Source organism: Clostridium estertheticum, from assembly GCF_011065935.2.
GTDB classification, from domain to species: Bacteria; Bacillota; Clostridia; order Clostridiales; family Clostridiaceae; genus Clostridium_AD; species Clostridium_AD estertheticum_A.
Genome location: NZ_JAAMNH020000001.1, coordinates 2067163 through 2083348, shown reverse-complemented (window position 1 = coordinate 2083348; position 16186 = coordinate 2067163). Strand labels below are relative to the sequence as shown.

Genomic DNA, 16186 nt, shown 5'->3' with positions numbered 1-16186 from the left:
GATGGAAGGATGATTTAAATGAAAAAGTCTAAAAAGCAATTAATTCAAGGCATGTCCTTTACAATTGACATGAACAAACTGAATTTAAATAGGAGAAAATTTAATTCCAGTGAAATTGGAAGAGGCACAGGAATCCAAAAGATCAAAAAAGGAAAAGGTTCTTATACCCGCAAGAATGTCAAAGTTGATGACAGTTCTTGTGGGTATTTTTTATTCAATCCTATTCAAGTTTTATACCTGATCTCTTAACAGCTATATGCCATTTTTATTAACTCATTATAAAAATAATCTCTTTGATTTTATTATCTATACCATAACATTTACTTCTGGAGTCACAATAAATACATCCATGGCTACTAAGTAGCCAATTTATATCAAAAACTATAAACTTGCTACTTGAAAAACACAATTCATTTTTAAACCCCTATATTTTGCTTTATTTTAGTTCAATACTATTCTTATAATCTACAGTAAAAGACTCACCTTTTTTCATTATAATATGACCTGAAGAGTAAGGACTGCCTTCTATGGTTATATAAACTTTATCTACACCGTAATATGCACCAAGTGTATTGGTAATACACTGTAAAATCATGCCTTCAAAGCCTGAGCCTGCATTCATTTCACTAACCAATTCCTTTGTGAAGTCCACATAAACCGTATTATCCTTATTTAAATAAAGACTTTTTATTTTAACATTAGGTCCAAGCACCTTGCCGAGATCTCCTTTAGGCAAATCTTTAAAAGCAGTTTCAAAAATGATTTTTGTTATATCATTAGTTTTAAAAGAAAGTTGCTTATTTACGAAATATAATTTATCTTCAACTGCATTAGGATAATAAAATTTCACTGTTTGAGTTAATGCCTTGTCTTTTTCTATTTTGCTTAATGAAGATGTAATCTCATCACCATCTTTTATAACAAATGCTGTTTTAACTAAACCAACATTTGGTGCATAATAGTCTAAGTTCTTACCTTCTTTATTCTCTGTAGTAACCTCAATTGTTTTATATTTACCCAAAGGTGTGGTTACGTAAACATCCACATTTGAGATATATCTTTTTCTATTGTCAGAGAGGGTCCAAGTGGTTCCTTTTATTAGTGGTTCTTTTAACAAAATTTCTTCCTTATTACTAGGACTTTGGGTTAAATTCTCTCTATAATAACTTTCAGCTCTAGATAGAAGCATAGTTAACTTTCCATCTTTATTTTCTAGCACCTTAACTACTTCCGTACCCCCATTATCAGTTCTTAGTTGAACACGGTTTTCAGTTAAATAGTCTACAAAAACATTGTAAGAGGCATATTCATTTCCTTTACCCTCATATATATATTCCGAGTTTTCACCATAGGAAAAATAATCCTTAATAGTGGATGGTAACTTCGTCACAATTGGAACTGTCTTCACTTTATCAGGCACAACAACCTTCTTATCTGAACAACTACTTAGAAATACAAGCGAAAAAATTAAACTAGTAATTAACAGAAGCTTTTTCATTTTTTTCCCTCCTCTAAGTCTTTTATTAATATTATTATACATCTTTTTATCTTATATTCCAATATCACCTTTATATACGAATTATTGATCAAATAGTTCAGGTTAAAGCTAAATTATTCGAAAATTCTCAAGAAAAATGAAGTTACATAAGCTTATGAACGCACAAAAAAATAGAAGCTAATTCCCCATATATCAATCCCGATGGGTTTAGCTTCTATTTCCTAATAAATTCTTCTTTCAATAATACTCTCCTAACTAATTTCCCGCTCATAAATAATAATGATTCTAATATTGTTGATATTAAACTCTTAAGGTTTAATCGGTACGGGTAACTTTAAATTATTTTTTATTAATATTTAGCAATGGATCAATTATCTTTTATAGGCCTAATCGACATTTTTTCCACTACCTATGATTAAGTTGCTTGTTTAAGCTGATTCAGCAGTTTAACTAATTTTTTTATACAAACTAATTTAACTTATCTTTTTTGGTGTAACCACCCCACTTTCAATTATAATAAATGGTTTTTTAATATTATTAATTTTTGGGCCACACCCTTTCTTTTTTTAAGATTTTTTCTTGTTTGTTAATATTTAACCTTACACTCTGAATTGAAAGCTTTCTTCTTTGTGTAACTTTAGTATACTTCCCTTAGTGATCTTTGTCAATAGTTATTACTAATTAACATTATGAATAATTGGTGAATTATTCTGACAATTATTAGGATTTCATGTTTCATTCATATGTTACATCCTAATTATAGAAATTTAAAATTGCTCATATTTCCATCTATATTCTATAACAGAATGGATAAACTATAAAATGTACTGGATATAAATTCAGTATAACTTATATATTCGAAGGGAGAATACTTATGACCAATAACAATAATTTAGAACAAACTAAAAAAGCAACCACACGGTCAAATGACAATAAAGGTTCAAAAACTTACTCAAATGAAGGTTTGAATAGCAGCACTAGTGATGCTACTCCAAAAGAAACCGGTAGATTAAACATTCAATCAACTGGTAATGATTTTTATACTGGTATTTCAAATGATGATATGTCTAATATGACCAACAGCACTAATTATGATGATTTAGAAGAAAGAAAACAATTAAATACACGTTCAGACGTAAATAAAAGTAATACTAAAAAATAATTTTAAGGCAGGATTATCCTGCCTTATTTTTTTATAAAAGTTAAATAACAAAATGGACTCCCCCATATAGAGGAATAATCCTTTTATTCTAAAATACTATCTTTTGAATTTGCATCAAATCTAAAAGAAAGTATCAGTGAAACTATAGCAATTATGATAAATGCTATAAATACCACATGAAGCCCTGAATTTAAAGATAATTTTATTTGCTGCAAACTTACTCCACTGTTTAAAGCTGTCTGGGAGTATAAATTATTTGGTTGTATACCCTTAATTCCCAAGTTATTAAAATATTTAACTATATTTACATTTAATATAATACCGAAAATACTTACTCCTATAGTTTGACCTAAGGTACGAACTAGTGCATTTACTGCTGTGGCTGCACCTCTTTTGCTATATCCTACAGATTCTTGCACCATTATTGTTAATGTAGTAAAAGCTCCTCCAAAACCAAATCCCATTATAAAACCATAAACTATAACTGATATTATTGGAGATTTAATAGTTAAAGTAGTTAAAAACCCACAACTAACAAGTAAAATTAGTGTAGATATACCAATGACTATTCTTTCACCATATTTAGGAATAGCTTTAGACAAAATAAATGAAGATAAGAGCCATGAAATAGACATTGGTGCCATAGAAACTCCTGAAGCTGTAGCCCCAAAGCCTAAAACATTTTGCATATAAATAGGCAAGTAAACCTCCACTCCTATTAAAATCCCTGAGGCTAAAAAGCTTATGGAATTTACAATAGTGCTAGTTTTCGTGAAAATTTCAAAGGGTATAATGGGTTCCTCAGCTCTTTTCTCCACATGATAAAATAGGATCAATATTGCCATTGTAACTGCTAAGGCTATTATGATATTATTCTTTTTACCAGATAAACTTCCCAGTAAAAAGGTTATAATTGCAAGAGATAATAATAAAGTACCTAAATAATCTATCTTATGTTTCTTCCTTTCAAAAGTTTCAATTAGGTTCTTTTGTAAAAGTACTATAGATATTATTCCAAAGGGTAAATTTATAAAGAAAATCCAATTCCACGAAAGATTTTCTATTAAAAATCCCCCTAAAAAAGGTCCTGTTAAACTCGCTATTCCCCATACTGTACTTAACCAACCTTGAACCTTTGGTTTTTCTTCAACAGTAAAAATGTCACCAACTATAGTGTACGTAACCGTAAATATTGCTCCCGCCCCCACTCCTTGAACTGCACGAAATGCTATAAGCTGGTACATGCTTTGTGATATCCCGCAAAGGCAACTTCCCAGTAAAAAAATTATTATTCCAATTGAAAGAATGTTTTTTCTTCCATATAAATCAGATAATTTCCCATATATGGGTGTTGAAATAGCTGATGTCAATAGGTAAGCAGCAAAAACCCAGCTTATAAGCTCAAACCCATTTAATTCTTTAACTATAGTTGGTATGGCAGTAGTTATTACTGTTCCCTCTACAGCGGCGAGAAACATTGACACCATTAATGCAATGACTATACTCTTTTTTTTCGATTCCATCCTTTGTGTCACATCCCTTAATTTAATGATTAGCCCTATATTTAATGAAACAAAAAATAAACGACAAATATCATTTTATCATTAATCCATAAAATTTGCACAGTAAATTAAAAATCATACTTTTAATTCTTCTACGGTTTCTGATGCATTTTTAATTGCGGCTTCTTGCTGCTCCATAGTTATAAGGTATCAAAACTAGCTTTTCACTAATTAATTTATCATATAGTAGCAAAAAATAAGAGTGTTGATGAAAACACAGTTTCCATCAACACTCTTAGAATCTATATATTGTATATATTAGATAAAATAATCTAATTAAGCCTCAACTACAGGTTCAACAATAAGTTCTTCTTTAGTAACTTCATCCTCTTCAACTTGTTCTTTTCTTGCTATTATAGCTGCGTAAATTTGATCTTCCTCGTCAGTGATTTTAATTTTCTTATCTAAATCAAAATCAGCTATTGTAATTGTATCTCCAAGTTTTTTTCCTGCTATATCAATAGTTACTACATCTGGCATTAAAGCCATGTTTCCAAAAACATCTATTTCAGATTTATGGATCTGTAACTGAAGTAGATTATCTATAATATTAGCTTCACCTTTGAATGATATAGGTAATTGTAATTTTATTTCATGATCTAAAGAAACAACTTGTATATCTACGTGGTTAATTGTTGCTGATACAGGATGTCTTTGGATTGCTTTTACGAATCCAAATTTCTTGTCCTCTCCGCATTTAACCCATACTTTCGCATTAGAACCATGTTGTGCAAGAATCTTTTTTAGGGGTAATAATTCAAACTTTACAGAAATTGCTTCCTTGATGTTATCACCATAAATTACACCTGCAATAAAACCGCCTTCTTTAAATTTCTTATTTCCTGGAATTCTTTCAAATGCATCTAAAATAACTTTTTCCATAATAATACACTCCTCTTGGCTTAAAAAGCCATTCTTTGGCTTATATAGCCTTTTGCTTATTCTTTTGCATACATATGTTACCGATAATAATTTTTATATTATATTATTTTGTTTTTATAACCAAATAAAAAAAACTTATTTATAATACAATCCTGTGTGCCACCTAAAAGATAGCAAGGCGTTAAGAAAATATGCATATATATTATACTTTCATAATCCTATGGTTTTTATGTGTAATTTCTATGAAATATTTTTCTCCTCTTACAATTACGTTAAAATCACTACAGGCATCCTCACCATTTTCTTGACTTTCCCAAGCATAGAATGCTCCCTAAATCCATAGTATTTAGCTTTTTTCCTAGCTCCATCTAAAGTATTTATACGATAATTCACTAAATATATCATTTTTCTAGTATAAAAAGAAATATATTAATAAAAATAACATTAATGAATTAAAAATTTTACTCTTTGTTAATAAAACTCTTCAATTATTTTTTACAAACTGCTATACTTATATTTATAGATATTGATTGGAGGAATTGTATTGATTCGATATAAAAAAATACCCTATATACAGCTTATCCCTATAATTATAATAACTTTTCTTCTTTTTAGGATAATAAGTAACATTGAAAATATAGGTGCAATATTTCAAAAAATCATTTCATTACTTAGTTATTTTATTTGGGGTTTCTTTATAGCTTATTTGCTTAATCCACTTATGGTATACATTGAAAAAGAGACTAAAATGAAAAGAATTTATAGTATCATCATAATTTATACAATATTTATAGGAATAATATTATTAATAATATTCCTAGTTGCTCCTAATGTTGTTAAAAGTGTGGTTGATTTATTTAATAATATTCCTCAATTAGCAGATAAATCAATTAAAGGGTCTACTAATTTTCTAGCTGAAAATAAATTTTTAAACAAATTCAATCTTACACCTTACTTGAAAAATTACCTTACTACTTTTAATAAAGATATATCAACATACTTCGCCCCAGGTTTACAACTTCTAATTGATAATTTAATGGGGTTAAGTTCTTTCTTTATGAAGTTAATGTCTGGAATCGTAATTTCAGTTTACTATTTACTTGATAAAGAATCCATTATTTATAATATTAAAAAATTCATTTATTCTTTTTTAAATGAAATCCATGCTGCTAAAGTAGTTAATTTCGGAAAAATAGCTAATATTACTTTTAAAAAATATTTTATTGGAAAGATAATTGATTCTATTATTTTTGGTGCTATTACTTTTATAGGATTTATGATATTAAAGATACCTTATGCATTGCCTTTTAGTTTAGTAATAGCAGTAACAAATATGATCCCTTATTTTGGAAACATTATAGGAATGATACCTGCTGTTACAATAACAATATTCTTTAGTCCAATAAAATCTTTAGAGTTAGTACTCTTTATTGTAACCTTAAGTAATATCGATGGATGGTTTATATCCCCCAAAATCATTGGTGATAAGGTAGGGCTTAGTCCACTACTTATAATACTAGGAATTGTTCTCGGAGGAGGACTTTTCGGAATTACAGGAATGATACTTGGAGTTCCAACTATAGCTTTAATAAATATTTTATTAGAAGATTTTATGAATAAAAGAACTGAAAACAAGCAAATTCTATAAAAATATGTTTAAAGCAAAAAAAAGTACGAAATAGATATTTCGTACTTTTTTGCTTACTCTTCTATATAAGTAATATTGCCATCAAAAATATAAGTAAGTGAAGTTTTTGTACCTTCTAATACATACATCATTTTTTCAATTACAACTTGCTCTTCTTTACTCGTAGTTATTGAAAGTGTATCTTCTTCATTAACTTCGGACTTTAAACCAAATTCATATATAAAATCATTTATGAGTCTTATCCACTCCGCTGTGTCATTTGACCCTAAGTTTTGTTTCTTTGCGAAATTTTTTAGTGTTTTATCCAATTGCTTTTTTGAATACATAAGTATATTTCCCATTATTTTGCCTCCCAATTCTAGCCTTATTAAAGTATACCACAAAAGTTGAACTCACACCAAAGTTTATACCTCTTAGGAACCAGTGTTGTTAAATCATTATAAAAACGCCCTTGTAACTTTATAAGTTACAAGGGCGTTCCTCTTTAATTACTATTTACAACTGAGCACTTTTCTAACATCTAAGCCTGTATATCTTTTCTTAAAGCATCAACTTTTTTGTCTTTCTTATTATTTTCAAGCATCATGTATAAGTACACTGGAATACCTACTAACATAAGTATAAACCCATACATTACAACCTCTGATCCAGTTCCATAAATCGCATATATAGCATATGCAAAAGCAAGCAATGCTACAAAAGAATTCTTCAAGAAATTCCAAATATTAAAGTCTAATGAATGTTTCTTTAAAAGAACTATATCTGCTGCTGCGCAAAAAGCATAAGCCGGCAAGAATGCTAATGTAGCAAGTAATAACATAAAATTAAATGCTGCATTCAATGAACCTACATAATTTAATATAAGAAGTATATTAGCTGCAACACCACTTATTACAAGTGAGGCCACTGGAGTCTTATATTTAGGATGTACTCTTCCAAATACTTCTGGGAATAATTTATCCTGAGAAGCACCAAATGCGCTTCTAGCAGTGGTTAACACCCATCCTGAAGTAGCTCCTAGTGTGGATATTATAGCGCCTATTGCTATAAAGTTTCCGCCCCAAGTTCCACCAGTTGCTGCGTTAATTATATCCGCAAGAGGTGCTTTTGAACCAGCTAAAGTTTCTTGATTTAGAACACCCATAGCAACTATTGAAACAATTAAATATACAGCTGCTGCAATTAAAGTACCATATATTGTGCTTTTTCTAATGTTTTTTTCTGGATCTTTAATTTCTCCTGCGGGAACTGTTGCACTTTCAATTCCTACAAAAGCCCATAATGCAATTGCAATCGCTGCTGGTAAGGTATTCATTCCTGAAACTTTAGCACTAGATACTGTACTAAGCATATCAGGATTAAAATGCGAACCTGCAATTACTACAAATACTACTAGAGCACTTACTTTTAGCACTGTTGTTACAATACTAACCATACCGGCTCCTTTAACACCAAGAATATTTACAATGGTGAAAAACCACAATACAGCTGAAGTAATTAAAAACGCCATTATTGGAGTTGTTGCACCAGGGAAAAAATATGTGAAATAAAGCATAAAAGCAGTTATAATAGCGGCGTTTCCTACCCAAGCACCTATCCAATAAGTCCATGCAATTAAGAACCCTGCAAAATCTCCAAAGGCAGCTCTAGTATATACGATTGGCCCTCCTGTTCTTGGCATAGCTGTTCCAAGACTAGCAAAACTTAAAGCAATTAGTAGTGATCCAATGGCTGTAATTACCCAAGCAATCATAGCGGTTTTAGGATTTGATGCAGCAGCTAGTGATGCGGCAGAGGTGAAAATACCTGAACCTATACAGTTACCTACAACTATAGCAGTTGCAGCAGCAAGACCAAGCTCCCTCTTTAACTTTACGTTTCCAGAATCGTTAATTTCATTGACTTTACCCATAATATGCCCCCTTATTTTTATGCATAAACATTTTACTACTATAGTACTACAAATAAATGGTTGTCCATAAAATTTGTAACCTATTAATAATCATATCTAATTATATATATTCCTTAATTCAACATCATATGTTAGTCATATAATTATTAAATCAAGTAATTATATAAATATATATTAATATATCATATTTTTATGAAAAAAACGATATAATTATTTAAATTTTCTAAATATTTTAATAATTATATTATCCTCAATATGCATTTGTCTGAAAGTTTTAACTATTCAGTTTTTGCAAATTAGAATACCGAGGTAAATCCATTATTTTTTATAGCCACTCTGCTACGGATTTATTACATTGCTAGGATTATTTAAGATCTCTAAAAATAAATTTTGATCTTTATGAAATTTTTGCAACTTTTTACTTTAAATAACTGTCTATATAATTGTAAATGCAATAAAAAGGAGGATGAGATTGGAGATTAAATATATTGATGAGAAAGCTTTAATACTAGGACTTAAAAATAAAGAAGCTTCAGCTTTTGAAGCTTTGCTTAATATATATGGATATAAGATTTTAAGAGTATGTTATTTAATATTAAAAGATATAAATTTAGCAGAAGATGTTACGCAAGAAGTATTTATTTTAGTTTATAGACATGGTAGCAAGTTTAAGGAGAAGAGTTCTTTATTTACCTGGATAAATAAAATAGCAATTAACAAATGTAGAGATATCCTTAAGAAAAATAATAAATACACCTATTTTGACGATTATGATGAGATAGAGGCAGACAGTAATATCGAAAATGAGGTTCTTTTGAGTGTTAAAGTTAATAAAATTAAGGATTGTATCTTTCTCATGAAGCCACTTTATAGAGAAATTATAACCTTATATTATTATCAAGAGTTGTCAATAAAAGAACTTTGTGAAGTTCTAAATGAAAATGAGAATACAGTCAAAAGTAGATTAATAAGAGGAAGAAAAATATTGAAGGATATATTAATAAAGGAGGATTTATCTTATGAGGAAATTTAATAATAAAGATGAGGAAATATATAGAGATATATTTGAGAAAAATGCTATAGATTATACATTGCAAAATGAGCTTAAAGGGGAGTTGATTACTGTAGAAATGTCTCATAATCTTAAGAAAAGCATAATGGAGTGTACAATTAATAAGCCAAAAAACTTGTATGAGAAATTTTCTGAGTTTCTAAATAGAACAATAGAAATTCCAGTCTCATATATTTGTACAGTCTGCTTTGTTATATTTATTAGTTCCACCTTATCAACATTTATAGTAACAGAAAGCATGAAAATGGATAAAAAACTCCAAGGATATACTAATATTCGAGTTTTAAATATCAGTGGAAGTAGTGTGATTTTACCAAAGGATATTAGCGAGGTGATCGATAATGATGAAAATTAAGATAAAAGTGAAATACTTACTATTAACTTCTTTAATCATAATTGCATCTTCTGCATATGTTGTTCCTAAAGCCATATATGCCAAAGCAAAAAAATTAGAAACTGTGGATATGGAAGCTTCAAAGGTTTTATATAAGCGTTATATAAGTATGATTCCATTTTCTAATAAAAAAGCAGATGCAATGTTTAAAATTGCGAATCAGATTGCCCCACATTATGATGTTTTAGGCATGTATGAGTTAACACAGTTTGGAAGTGGCTCTAGCGGTAAAATACTTACTTCTGAAATAGTTAATAATGCGCTTGAATATTATGAAGAGATTTATAGAAATTATCCTGATAACGAAGCTTATATCAAATCTTATAAAAGACTTATAGATATTCATATTGCCTTAGGAGAACATGATAAAAGCAAAAACCTCATAGAAAACGGATTAAAATCTACCAATAAGGAAATGAATTTTATAGCACAAAAGTATAATATGTTCTATTTAATGGTTGAAAGGAAGCAAATTGAAGCAATTGCTCTGGGACAAAAACTTATAAATCAAAAGGATGAGTATTATATAGGTGATGTTTATACTATGCTTGGAGATATTTATTCTTCCCAAATGAATTTTGAAAAGGCTACTGAGAGTTACGAAAAACAGAATAATGAAATGGAAAATATTATAAATAGTCCCCTTAACAAAGCAAAAAATTATGAAGATTTTACTGTTTATAATCTAGATAGCAAAAGATTTGATAGCCAGAGCCAATTATATAGTCTTAATAGAATGAAGGATATATACAAAGGCAAAAGCGATATTCATGGCGAAGTTATGATAAACGGTAATCCCTTAGCATATACTCAGATTTATTTGAGAGACAGTAAATTTATTGGATTAAATACTTTTAGCAGTGGTGAAAAGGGATACCCCTTATGGACGGATAGTGAAGGTAATTACTCTATTTCTAATTTACCTAAGGGAGAATATAACATTGAATTAGATATTCCTTTAATATTATTAGCTAAAAGCAGAACAGTTTATCAGGATAACATTGGTATAAATAGAATTATAGAACTTTCCGAAAATGAAAATAAAGAATTAAATTTCAACTTCGTATCACCTATGAATATAGAGCCAAAAGGAATAGTTGAGCCTCAAGCTAATAAGGTAAATATTAAGTGGGAAAAGGTTGAAGGAGCTGCATATTATTATGTGAATATAACAACTATGGACGATCCAATAAATTTAGTGGGAAGCAGTGGTACTGCTCCAGTTAATGAAAAAATAACTGATACTAATTATACACTCTATATTGATGGTATAAATAACCAATCTAGGTCATTTAGTATAGATGAAGATGGATTAGTAAATATCCAAGCTTATTTAGGTGTATTTTTACCAGGTTTTAAAGTACCATTTAGTGTTACTGCTTACGACATAAAAAATAACATTATCTCTACCTCATCAGCTATCCAAGAAAAATATGATAACTTGAATATAATATCCAGTCCAAAGGTAGAACTACTAGAGGGAGATAAACTTTTAATTCAGAAAAAGCCTGAATAAGCATTAAAAAGCTACGAAAATTATTTAGCAAATAACCCTAATGATATTCATACAATTGACGTACTAACTAGAATGTACAAAATAGGAGTACGATATGATATGAAAAATAGAGGAGAATATATAGGGAAAGACATCTATAAAGCAATGGACCTGGCAAATAGATCTTATAAATTAACAGGAAATATTGAAGGAGTGAAATATCTATTAAACGGTATATACCGCGATTTTAATACTACCAAAGATTATGAGTGGGCCTTACAACAGATTTTAGCTCTACCTAAAGAAGAACTTAAAAAAGAACAATATTCAGATTTAGCTGATATATATTTAAGGCTTAAAGACTTTAATAGTGCTAAAGAGTGTTTCAATAAGGCTAGAACAATGGGACTTGATTATTTATATGATTATCCACTATTAGAACTTTATCTTGAAGATTTTGAGGACGCATTAAAATTATCTCAGAATATAAGTGGTTTTCTGTACAATGGCAACAAGAGTAATTTTATTGAAGCTCTTAAAGAAATTAAAAGTGTAGATAAGACTTCCGAAGATTACAAAGCCTTTAGAGAAATTTTAGGAAGTGTATTGTGTAGAGAGAAAGATTACAAGCAAAAATATAAAGATAACAATTCTAAAATCAAAGATACAACATTAAATAAAATGATGACTGAAATAGCAAAGGACTACAACTTGAATGAATAAAATACTATTTTTCCCAAGTCACAGTTACCTTTAGTGAAAGTCACTCTTAGTGTAAATTTTCGACCGAGTGACTTGCAGTAAGAAGCGAAGAAACTATTAAATTCCATTTAGTAATTCTTCTTTTGCAAATATAAAATTCTCGTGAGCCTGCCAGGACGCATAACAATTAATAATTGTTATGTCCCCCAGAGAACCACCCAGAGGTGGCTAGCGAACCTGAGCCAGGACGGCGAATGTGAACGCCAGAGAATTTTATATTTGCAAAAGATTAGAATTTCTTAATGGAATTTCTTGTTTTTAGCTCTTACTGCAAGGCACGTGGCTGAAATTTGATACTTAATTATTCCTGTCTAAATTTTTTATATCCACCCCTCCAAAAGCTACAAAGCATTGCAAAGTCAAAACTGGTGCCTCTGGATTAACATAATTTTTGCCTCTAGTTTTATTGGACCATCCTCCAAATATAGGAATACCCTTAACTACAACCTTCCATTCTGGAGGAACTATTATGTTCACTCCGCCAAAAGCAGCTGTAACATCAAGTCTTGCTCCTTCATTTAAAATATAAGCATCTCGAAGATCCAAATCAATGCCGCCAAAAAGAGCAACAAGGCTCCCACCCCTAAAGTTTTTAGAAATATTTCTTGTTTTCACACCTGAAAAAAGTGCTAAGTTATCCACCACATCTTCATTAATTTCACTTTTACTAAATTCATTATTTTCTTTTTTTATTGTTTTAGGCACCAGCATTGATACACCAATAGCTATAATTATAGCAGGCCAAAAAAATCTCACTAGACTAACTGTAATAATATTAAGTTCACGCAATTGAAACAATGCGCCAATCACTACTAATGTAATACCTGAAGTCTTCGAAACAGGTCCTTTACTCAACTGACTTATTCCAGCACCTATTAGTATAAGTGGCCACCACATCGATATTATGTCACCTAAATCAAATAGTCCTAGCTGTTGAAATAATGCTCCAATACCAAATAGTATAATGATGATTCCCAAATAAAATTTACTCTTCAAAATAATCCCCTCCAATTTACCTTATAAGAACATAACCTATTAGCTGATATGCACTTTAAGTCTTATATATTTTTATTATATGCATCCCATTATACCATTATATGGTTTTCTGTACTATTATAAAATTAATTGCTTTAGCATTTACTTTGTTCTATTTTGAATTTTTTTAAATTATTGTTTGAAGTTAGGTTGAAAATGGTTATAATTAGTATATTAGTTTAGCATTTTATAATTTTCAAAAAATCGGAGGCATTATATGCAGTCATCATATATGAATAAAGCTATTGAGCTAGCAAAAAAAGGTATAGGATTTGTAAATCCAGATCCACTAGTAGGGGCTGTAGTTATAAAAGGTGGGAAAATAATAGGAAGTGGATATCACAAGGCATATAATAGTTCATCTGCTGAAGTAGATGCTTTTAATAATATTTCGCAGGAGCTTCATGGAGCAGAAATATATATAAACCTTGAGCCAGATGCCAATTCCATAATTACAAGTGGTATTAAAAAAGTTTATATTGGAATGTTACATCCTGTGGACAAAGGACGAAATGTAGAATTGTTGAGAGCTGCAGGCATAGAAGTTGAAATTAATATTTTAAAGTGTGAATGTGAAGAATTAAACGAAATTTCAACGCATTACTTACCTAGTGGTACACCTTTTGTTTTTACTAGTTGGTCCATGACTTTAGATGGAAAATTAGCTAGTAAAACTGGTGACTCTAGGTGGGTTAGCGGAGAGGACAGTTTGAAGTTTGTTCATCATTTGAGACAAAGAGTTGCGGCTATTATGGTGGGAGAGAATACTGTAAGATTAGATGACCCCATGCTTACTACTAGACTTGAAGGTGTGGAGATATCAAACCCCCTACGCGTAATCCTTTCTACATATGGCGATATATCAATGGATGCTAAGGTATTAAAGGTAAATAAAGATACTAAAACTATAGTAATTGTTTCTAATAATATTTCACTAGAAAAAGAGGAACAATTACTTAAAAAGGGAGTTGAGGTTTTAAAACTGAAAGAAACATTAAAAAAAATAGATTTCAAAGACATTGTGAAAGCACTAGGTGATAGAGGAATCGATTCACTATATATAGAAGGTGGAAGTGGAGTTTTTGCCAGCGCTTTTGAAAGCGGAGTGGTAAATGTGGTTTATGCTACTATAGCTCCAAAAATCATCGGTGGAAAAAATGCGGTGTCTCCAGTTGGAGGAATAGGTATTGAAAGAATGAGAGATGCTATTATTCTAAAAAGAGTCACTCATGAAATAGTTGGTAGTGACGTGATTTTTAAAGGTTACGTTTAAAAATAAGGAGGCAAAATTATGTTTGCAAAGATTGAAGCAGCACTAGAAGATATAAAAAACGGAAAAATGGTTATTGTAGTTGACGATGGTGGGTTAGAAAATGATGGTGCGCTTGTTATGGCGGCTGAAATGACCAGTAAGGAATCCATTAATTTCATGATGAAATATGGTAAAGGGCTTATATCAATTGCATTAACGCAGGAAAGAGTTGAAGCACTTGATATACCTCAAATGGTTGGTAATGATAGTAAGTCACTTTTCGATTTATCCGTAGACTACGTGGAGACAAAAAATGGGATTTCTGCTGAGGAAAGAGCCTTAACTATAAATAAATTACTAGAACGTGGGGAATCTAAGAGTAATTTTAGGACTCCTGGACATATGTTTATTGTGAAATCTGTTAAAGGTGGAACCTTAAAAAGAGCTAGTAAAGTAGAAGTAGCAGTGGATCTTCCTATCTTATCAGGACTCGACCCTTCAGGAATTATATGTGACATATTAAATGAAGATGGATCAATGGCAAAATTACCAGAGTTAATAGAGCTTGCAAAATTACAGGACTTAAAAATTATTTCTATTGAGGACTTAATCGCTTATAGACGAGGAAGCGAATGCTATGTTGTGAGAGCTGCAGATGCAAAACTTCCAACAGCATATGGTTTCTTCAATATGGTTGGTTTTGTAAATAAATTAAATGGAGAGCATCATGTGGCTTTGGTAAAGGGAGAAATAAGTGAAACGGATGAAGTTTTAGTTAGGGTTCATTCAGAATGTTTAACAGGCGATGCCTTCCACTCATTAAAGTGTGATTGTGGAGAGCAATTGGCTTCAGCCCTTGCAGCTATAGAAAAAGAAGGCAAAGGAATATTACTTTACCTAAGACAGGAAGGCAGAGGAATAGGTTTAATTAACAAAATTAAAGCCTATAAGCTTCAAGAGGAAGGAATGGATACTGAAGAAGCTAATATTGCATTAGGATTTCCAGCAGACATGAGAGATTATGGTATTGGAGCTCAAATATTAAGTGAACTTAACGTAAGAAAATTAAGGCTCATGACCAACAATCCTAAAAAACTTATTGGACTTAGAGGTCATGGCATAGAGGTTGTAGAAAGAGTTCCATTGATTATGGAAACAAATCTGTATAATCAAAAGTACTTTAATACTAAGAAAGAAAAAATGGGCCATTTATATTAAGTTGAAAAATGGGAGGTAATTACTGCTATGAAATATAAGTAGACTTGTTTGTGCAAATCTACTTATATTTTTCACTTTATTAAATGTCCAATTTATCTATAGAAATTGTGCAGTATATTTTAGCAACAAAGATTGGAGGTTTATCTTGCAATCTTTGTTGCTATTTTTTTTATTTTTAAAAACTTTTAGCTAAGTTTCCTAAATTTCATAATTACTGGTTATTTAACCTTGTTATGTTATAATAATTGTATATAACTTACATAGTTAAAAATACAAAATCATTTTTGATTATAT

General features: G+C 30.2%; 15 protein-coding genes. 9 read left to right on the top strand and 6 right to left on the bottom strand.

Annotated features, from left to right (window positions below):
* Positions 1–18 precede the first annotated feature (18 nt).
* Positions 19–249 carry a hypothetical protein gene (locus G9F72_RS09635; protein ID WP_164956218.1) on the top strand — a complete coding sequence of 77 codons (231 nt, stop codon included), beginning with the start codon at positions 19–21 and terminating at the stop codon, positions 247–249.
* 187 nt (positions 250–436) lie between these two features.
* Here G9F72_RS09635 and G9F72_RS09630 read toward each other — a convergent pair whose 3' ends face one another.
* Entirely contained in the window at positions 437–1498 is a 1062-nt protein-coding gene (locus tag G9F72_RS09630) for a GerMN domain-containing protein (protein ID WP_164956217.1), read from the bottom strand.
* Positions 1499–2372: 874 nt separating this feature from the next.
* On the opposite strand from G9F72_RS09630, the gene G9F72_RS09625 reads away from it, so the two are divergent.
* Positions 2373–2660 (top strand): hypothetical protein, encoded by a 288-nt coding sequence (locus tag G9F72_RS09625; protein WP_164956216.1) that lies wholly within the window; start codon positions 2373–2375, stop codon positions 2658–2660.
* Positions 2661–2743: 83 nt separating this feature from the next.
* On the opposite strand, the gene G9F72_RS09620 is transcribed toward G9F72_RS09625, so the two are convergent.
* Together G9F72_RS09620 and G9F72_RS09615 are read right to left on the bottom strand one after the other, a co-directional pair.
* Complete coding sequence (locus tag G9F72_RS09620; protein WP_164956215.1) at positions 2744–4183, bottom strand: MDR family MFS transporter; 1440 nt, start codon at positions 4181–4183, stop codon at positions 2744–2746.
* Between the two features lie 315 nt (positions 4184–4498).
* The gene (locus G9F72_RS09615; RefSeq protein ID WP_164956214.1) at positions 4499–5104 is read right to left on the bottom strand and encodes a 50S ribosomal protein L25; all 606 of its coding nucleotides are present in this window, start codon (positions 5102–5104) and stop codon (positions 4499–4501) included.
* A gap of 544 nt (positions 5105–5648) precedes the next feature.
* Between G9F72_RS09615 and G9F72_RS09610 the strand changes: the two genes are divergently transcribed.
* Complete coding sequence (locus tag G9F72_RS09610) at positions 5649–6752, top strand: AI-2E family transporter (RefSeq protein ID WP_164956213.1); 1104 nt, start codon at positions 5649–5651, stop codon at positions 6750–6752.
* 53 nt (positions 6753–6805) lie between these two features.
* Here G9F72_RS09610 and G9F72_RS09605 read toward each other — a convergent pair whose 3' ends face one another.
* Together G9F72_RS09605 and G9F72_RS09600 are read right to left on the bottom strand one after the other, a co-directional pair.
* Entirely contained in the window at positions 6806–7093 is a 288-nt protein-coding gene (locus tag G9F72_RS09605; RefSeq protein WP_164956212.1) for a hypothetical protein, read from the bottom strand.
* A 179-nt stretch (positions 7094–7272) separates the two neighbouring features.
* Entirely contained in the window at positions 7273–8664 is a 1392-nt protein-coding gene (locus G9F72_RS09600; RefSeq protein WP_164956211.1) for an amino acid permease, read from the bottom strand.
* Positions 8665–9136: 472 nt separating this feature from the next.
* Between G9F72_RS09600 and G9F72_RS09595 the strand changes: the two genes are divergently transcribed.
* From G9F72_RS09595 to G9F72_RS09580, 4 genes are all read left to right on the top strand, one after another.
* The gene (locus G9F72_RS09595) at positions 9137–9697 is read left to right on the top strand and encodes an RNA polymerase sigma factor (RefSeq protein ID WP_164956210.1); all 561 of its coding nucleotides are present in this window, start codon (positions 9137–9139) and stop codon (positions 9695–9697) included.
* Positions 9684–10091 (top strand): hypothetical protein, encoded by a 408-nt coding sequence (locus tag G9F72_RS09590; RefSeq protein ID WP_164956209.1) that lies wholly within the window; start codon positions 9684–9686, stop codon positions 10089–10091. Before G9F72_RS09595 ends, G9F72_RS09590 begins: the two co-directional genes overlap by 14 nt.
* The gene (locus tag G9F72_RS09585) at positions 10078–11646 is read left to right on the top strand and encodes a hypothetical protein (RefSeq protein ID WP_164956208.1); all 1569 of its coding nucleotides are present in this window, start codon (positions 10078–10080) and stop codon (positions 11644–11646) included. Before G9F72_RS09590 ends, G9F72_RS09585 begins: the two co-directional genes overlap by 14 nt.
* A gap of 99 nt (positions 11647–11745) precedes the next feature.
* Positions 11746–12348 (top strand): hypothetical protein, encoded by a 603-nt coding sequence (locus G9F72_RS09580; protein WP_164956207.1) that lies wholly within the window; start codon positions 11746–11748, stop codon positions 12346–12348.
* Positions 12349–12684: 336 nt separating this feature from the next.
* Here G9F72_RS09580 and G9F72_RS09575 read toward each other — a convergent pair whose 3' ends face one another.
* Complete coding sequence (locus G9F72_RS09575) at positions 12685–13383, bottom strand: LiaF transmembrane domain-containing protein (protein WP_164956206.1); 699 nt, start codon at positions 13381–13383, stop codon at positions 12685–12687.
* Between the two features lie 256 nt (positions 13384–13639).
* On the opposite strand from G9F72_RS09575, the gene ribD reads away from it, so the two are divergent.
* Both ribD and ribA read left to right on the top strand, forming a co-directional pair.
* Entirely contained in the window at positions 13640–14695 is a 1056-nt protein-coding gene (gene ribD, locus G9F72_RS09570; RefSeq protein ID WP_164956205.1) for a bifunctional diaminohydroxyphosphoribosylaminopyrimidine deaminase/5-amino-6-(5-phosphoribosylamino)uracil reductase RibD, read from the top strand.
* A gap of 18 nt (positions 14696–14713) precedes the next feature.
* The gene (ribA, locus tag G9F72_RS09565) at positions 14714–15892 is read left to right on the top strand and encodes a GTP cyclohydrolase II (protein ID WP_164956204.1); all 1179 of its coding nucleotides are present in this window, start codon (positions 14714–14716) and stop codon (positions 15890–15892) included.
* Positions 15893–16186 lie beyond the last annotated feature (294 nt).

What these genes read in the sequence shown, in the direction of transcription:
- G9F72_RS09635 (WP_164956218.1), top strand. Translation starts at nt 19, where the DNA reads ATGAAAAAGTCTAAAAAGCAATTAATTCAAGGCATGTCCTTTACAATT.
- G9F72_RS09630 (WP_164956217.1), bottom strand. Translation starts at nt 1,498, where the DNA reads ATGAAAAAGCTTCTGTTAATTACTAGTTTAATTTTTTCGCTTGTATTT.
- G9F72_RS09625 (WP_164956216.1), top strand. Translation starts at nt 2,373, where the DNA reads ATGACCAATAACAATAATTTAGAACAAACTAAAAAAGCAACCACACGG.
- G9F72_RS09620 (WP_164956215.1), bottom strand. Translation starts at nt 4,183, where the DNA reads ATGGAATCGAAAAAAAAGAGTATAGTCATTGCATTAATGGTGTCAATG.
- G9F72_RS09615 (WP_164956214.1), bottom strand. Translation starts at nt 5,104, where the DNA reads ATGGAAAAAGTTATTTTAGATGCATTTGAAAGAATTCCAGGAAATAAG.
- G9F72_RS09605 (WP_164956212.1), bottom strand. Translation starts at nt 7,093, where the DNA reads ATGGGAAATATACTTATGTATTCAAAAAAGCAATTGGATAAAACACTA.
- G9F72_RS09600 (WP_164956211.1), bottom strand. Translation starts at nt 8,664, where the DNA reads ATGGGTAAAGTCAATGAAATTAACGATTCTGGAAACGTAAAGTTAAAG.
- G9F72_RS09590 (WP_164956209.1), top strand. Translation starts at nt 9,684, where the DNA reads ATGAGGAAATTTAATAATAAAGATGAGGAAATATATAGAGATATATTT.
- G9F72_RS09585 (WP_164956208.1), top strand. Translation starts at nt 10,078, where the DNA reads ATGATGAAAATTAAGATAAAAGTGAAATACTTACTATTAACTTCTTTA.
- G9F72_RS09580 (WP_164956207.1), top strand. Translation starts at nt 11,746, where the DNA reads ATGAAAAATAGAGGAGAATATATAGGGAAAGACATCTATAAAGCAATG.
- ribD (WP_164956205.1), top strand. Translation starts at nt 13,640, where the DNA reads ATGCAGTCATCATATATGAATAAAGCTATTGAGCTAGCAAAAAAAGGT.
- ribA (WP_164956204.1), top strand. Translation starts at nt 14,714, where the DNA reads ATGTTTGCAAAGATTGAAGCAGCACTAGAAGATATAAAAAACGGAAAA.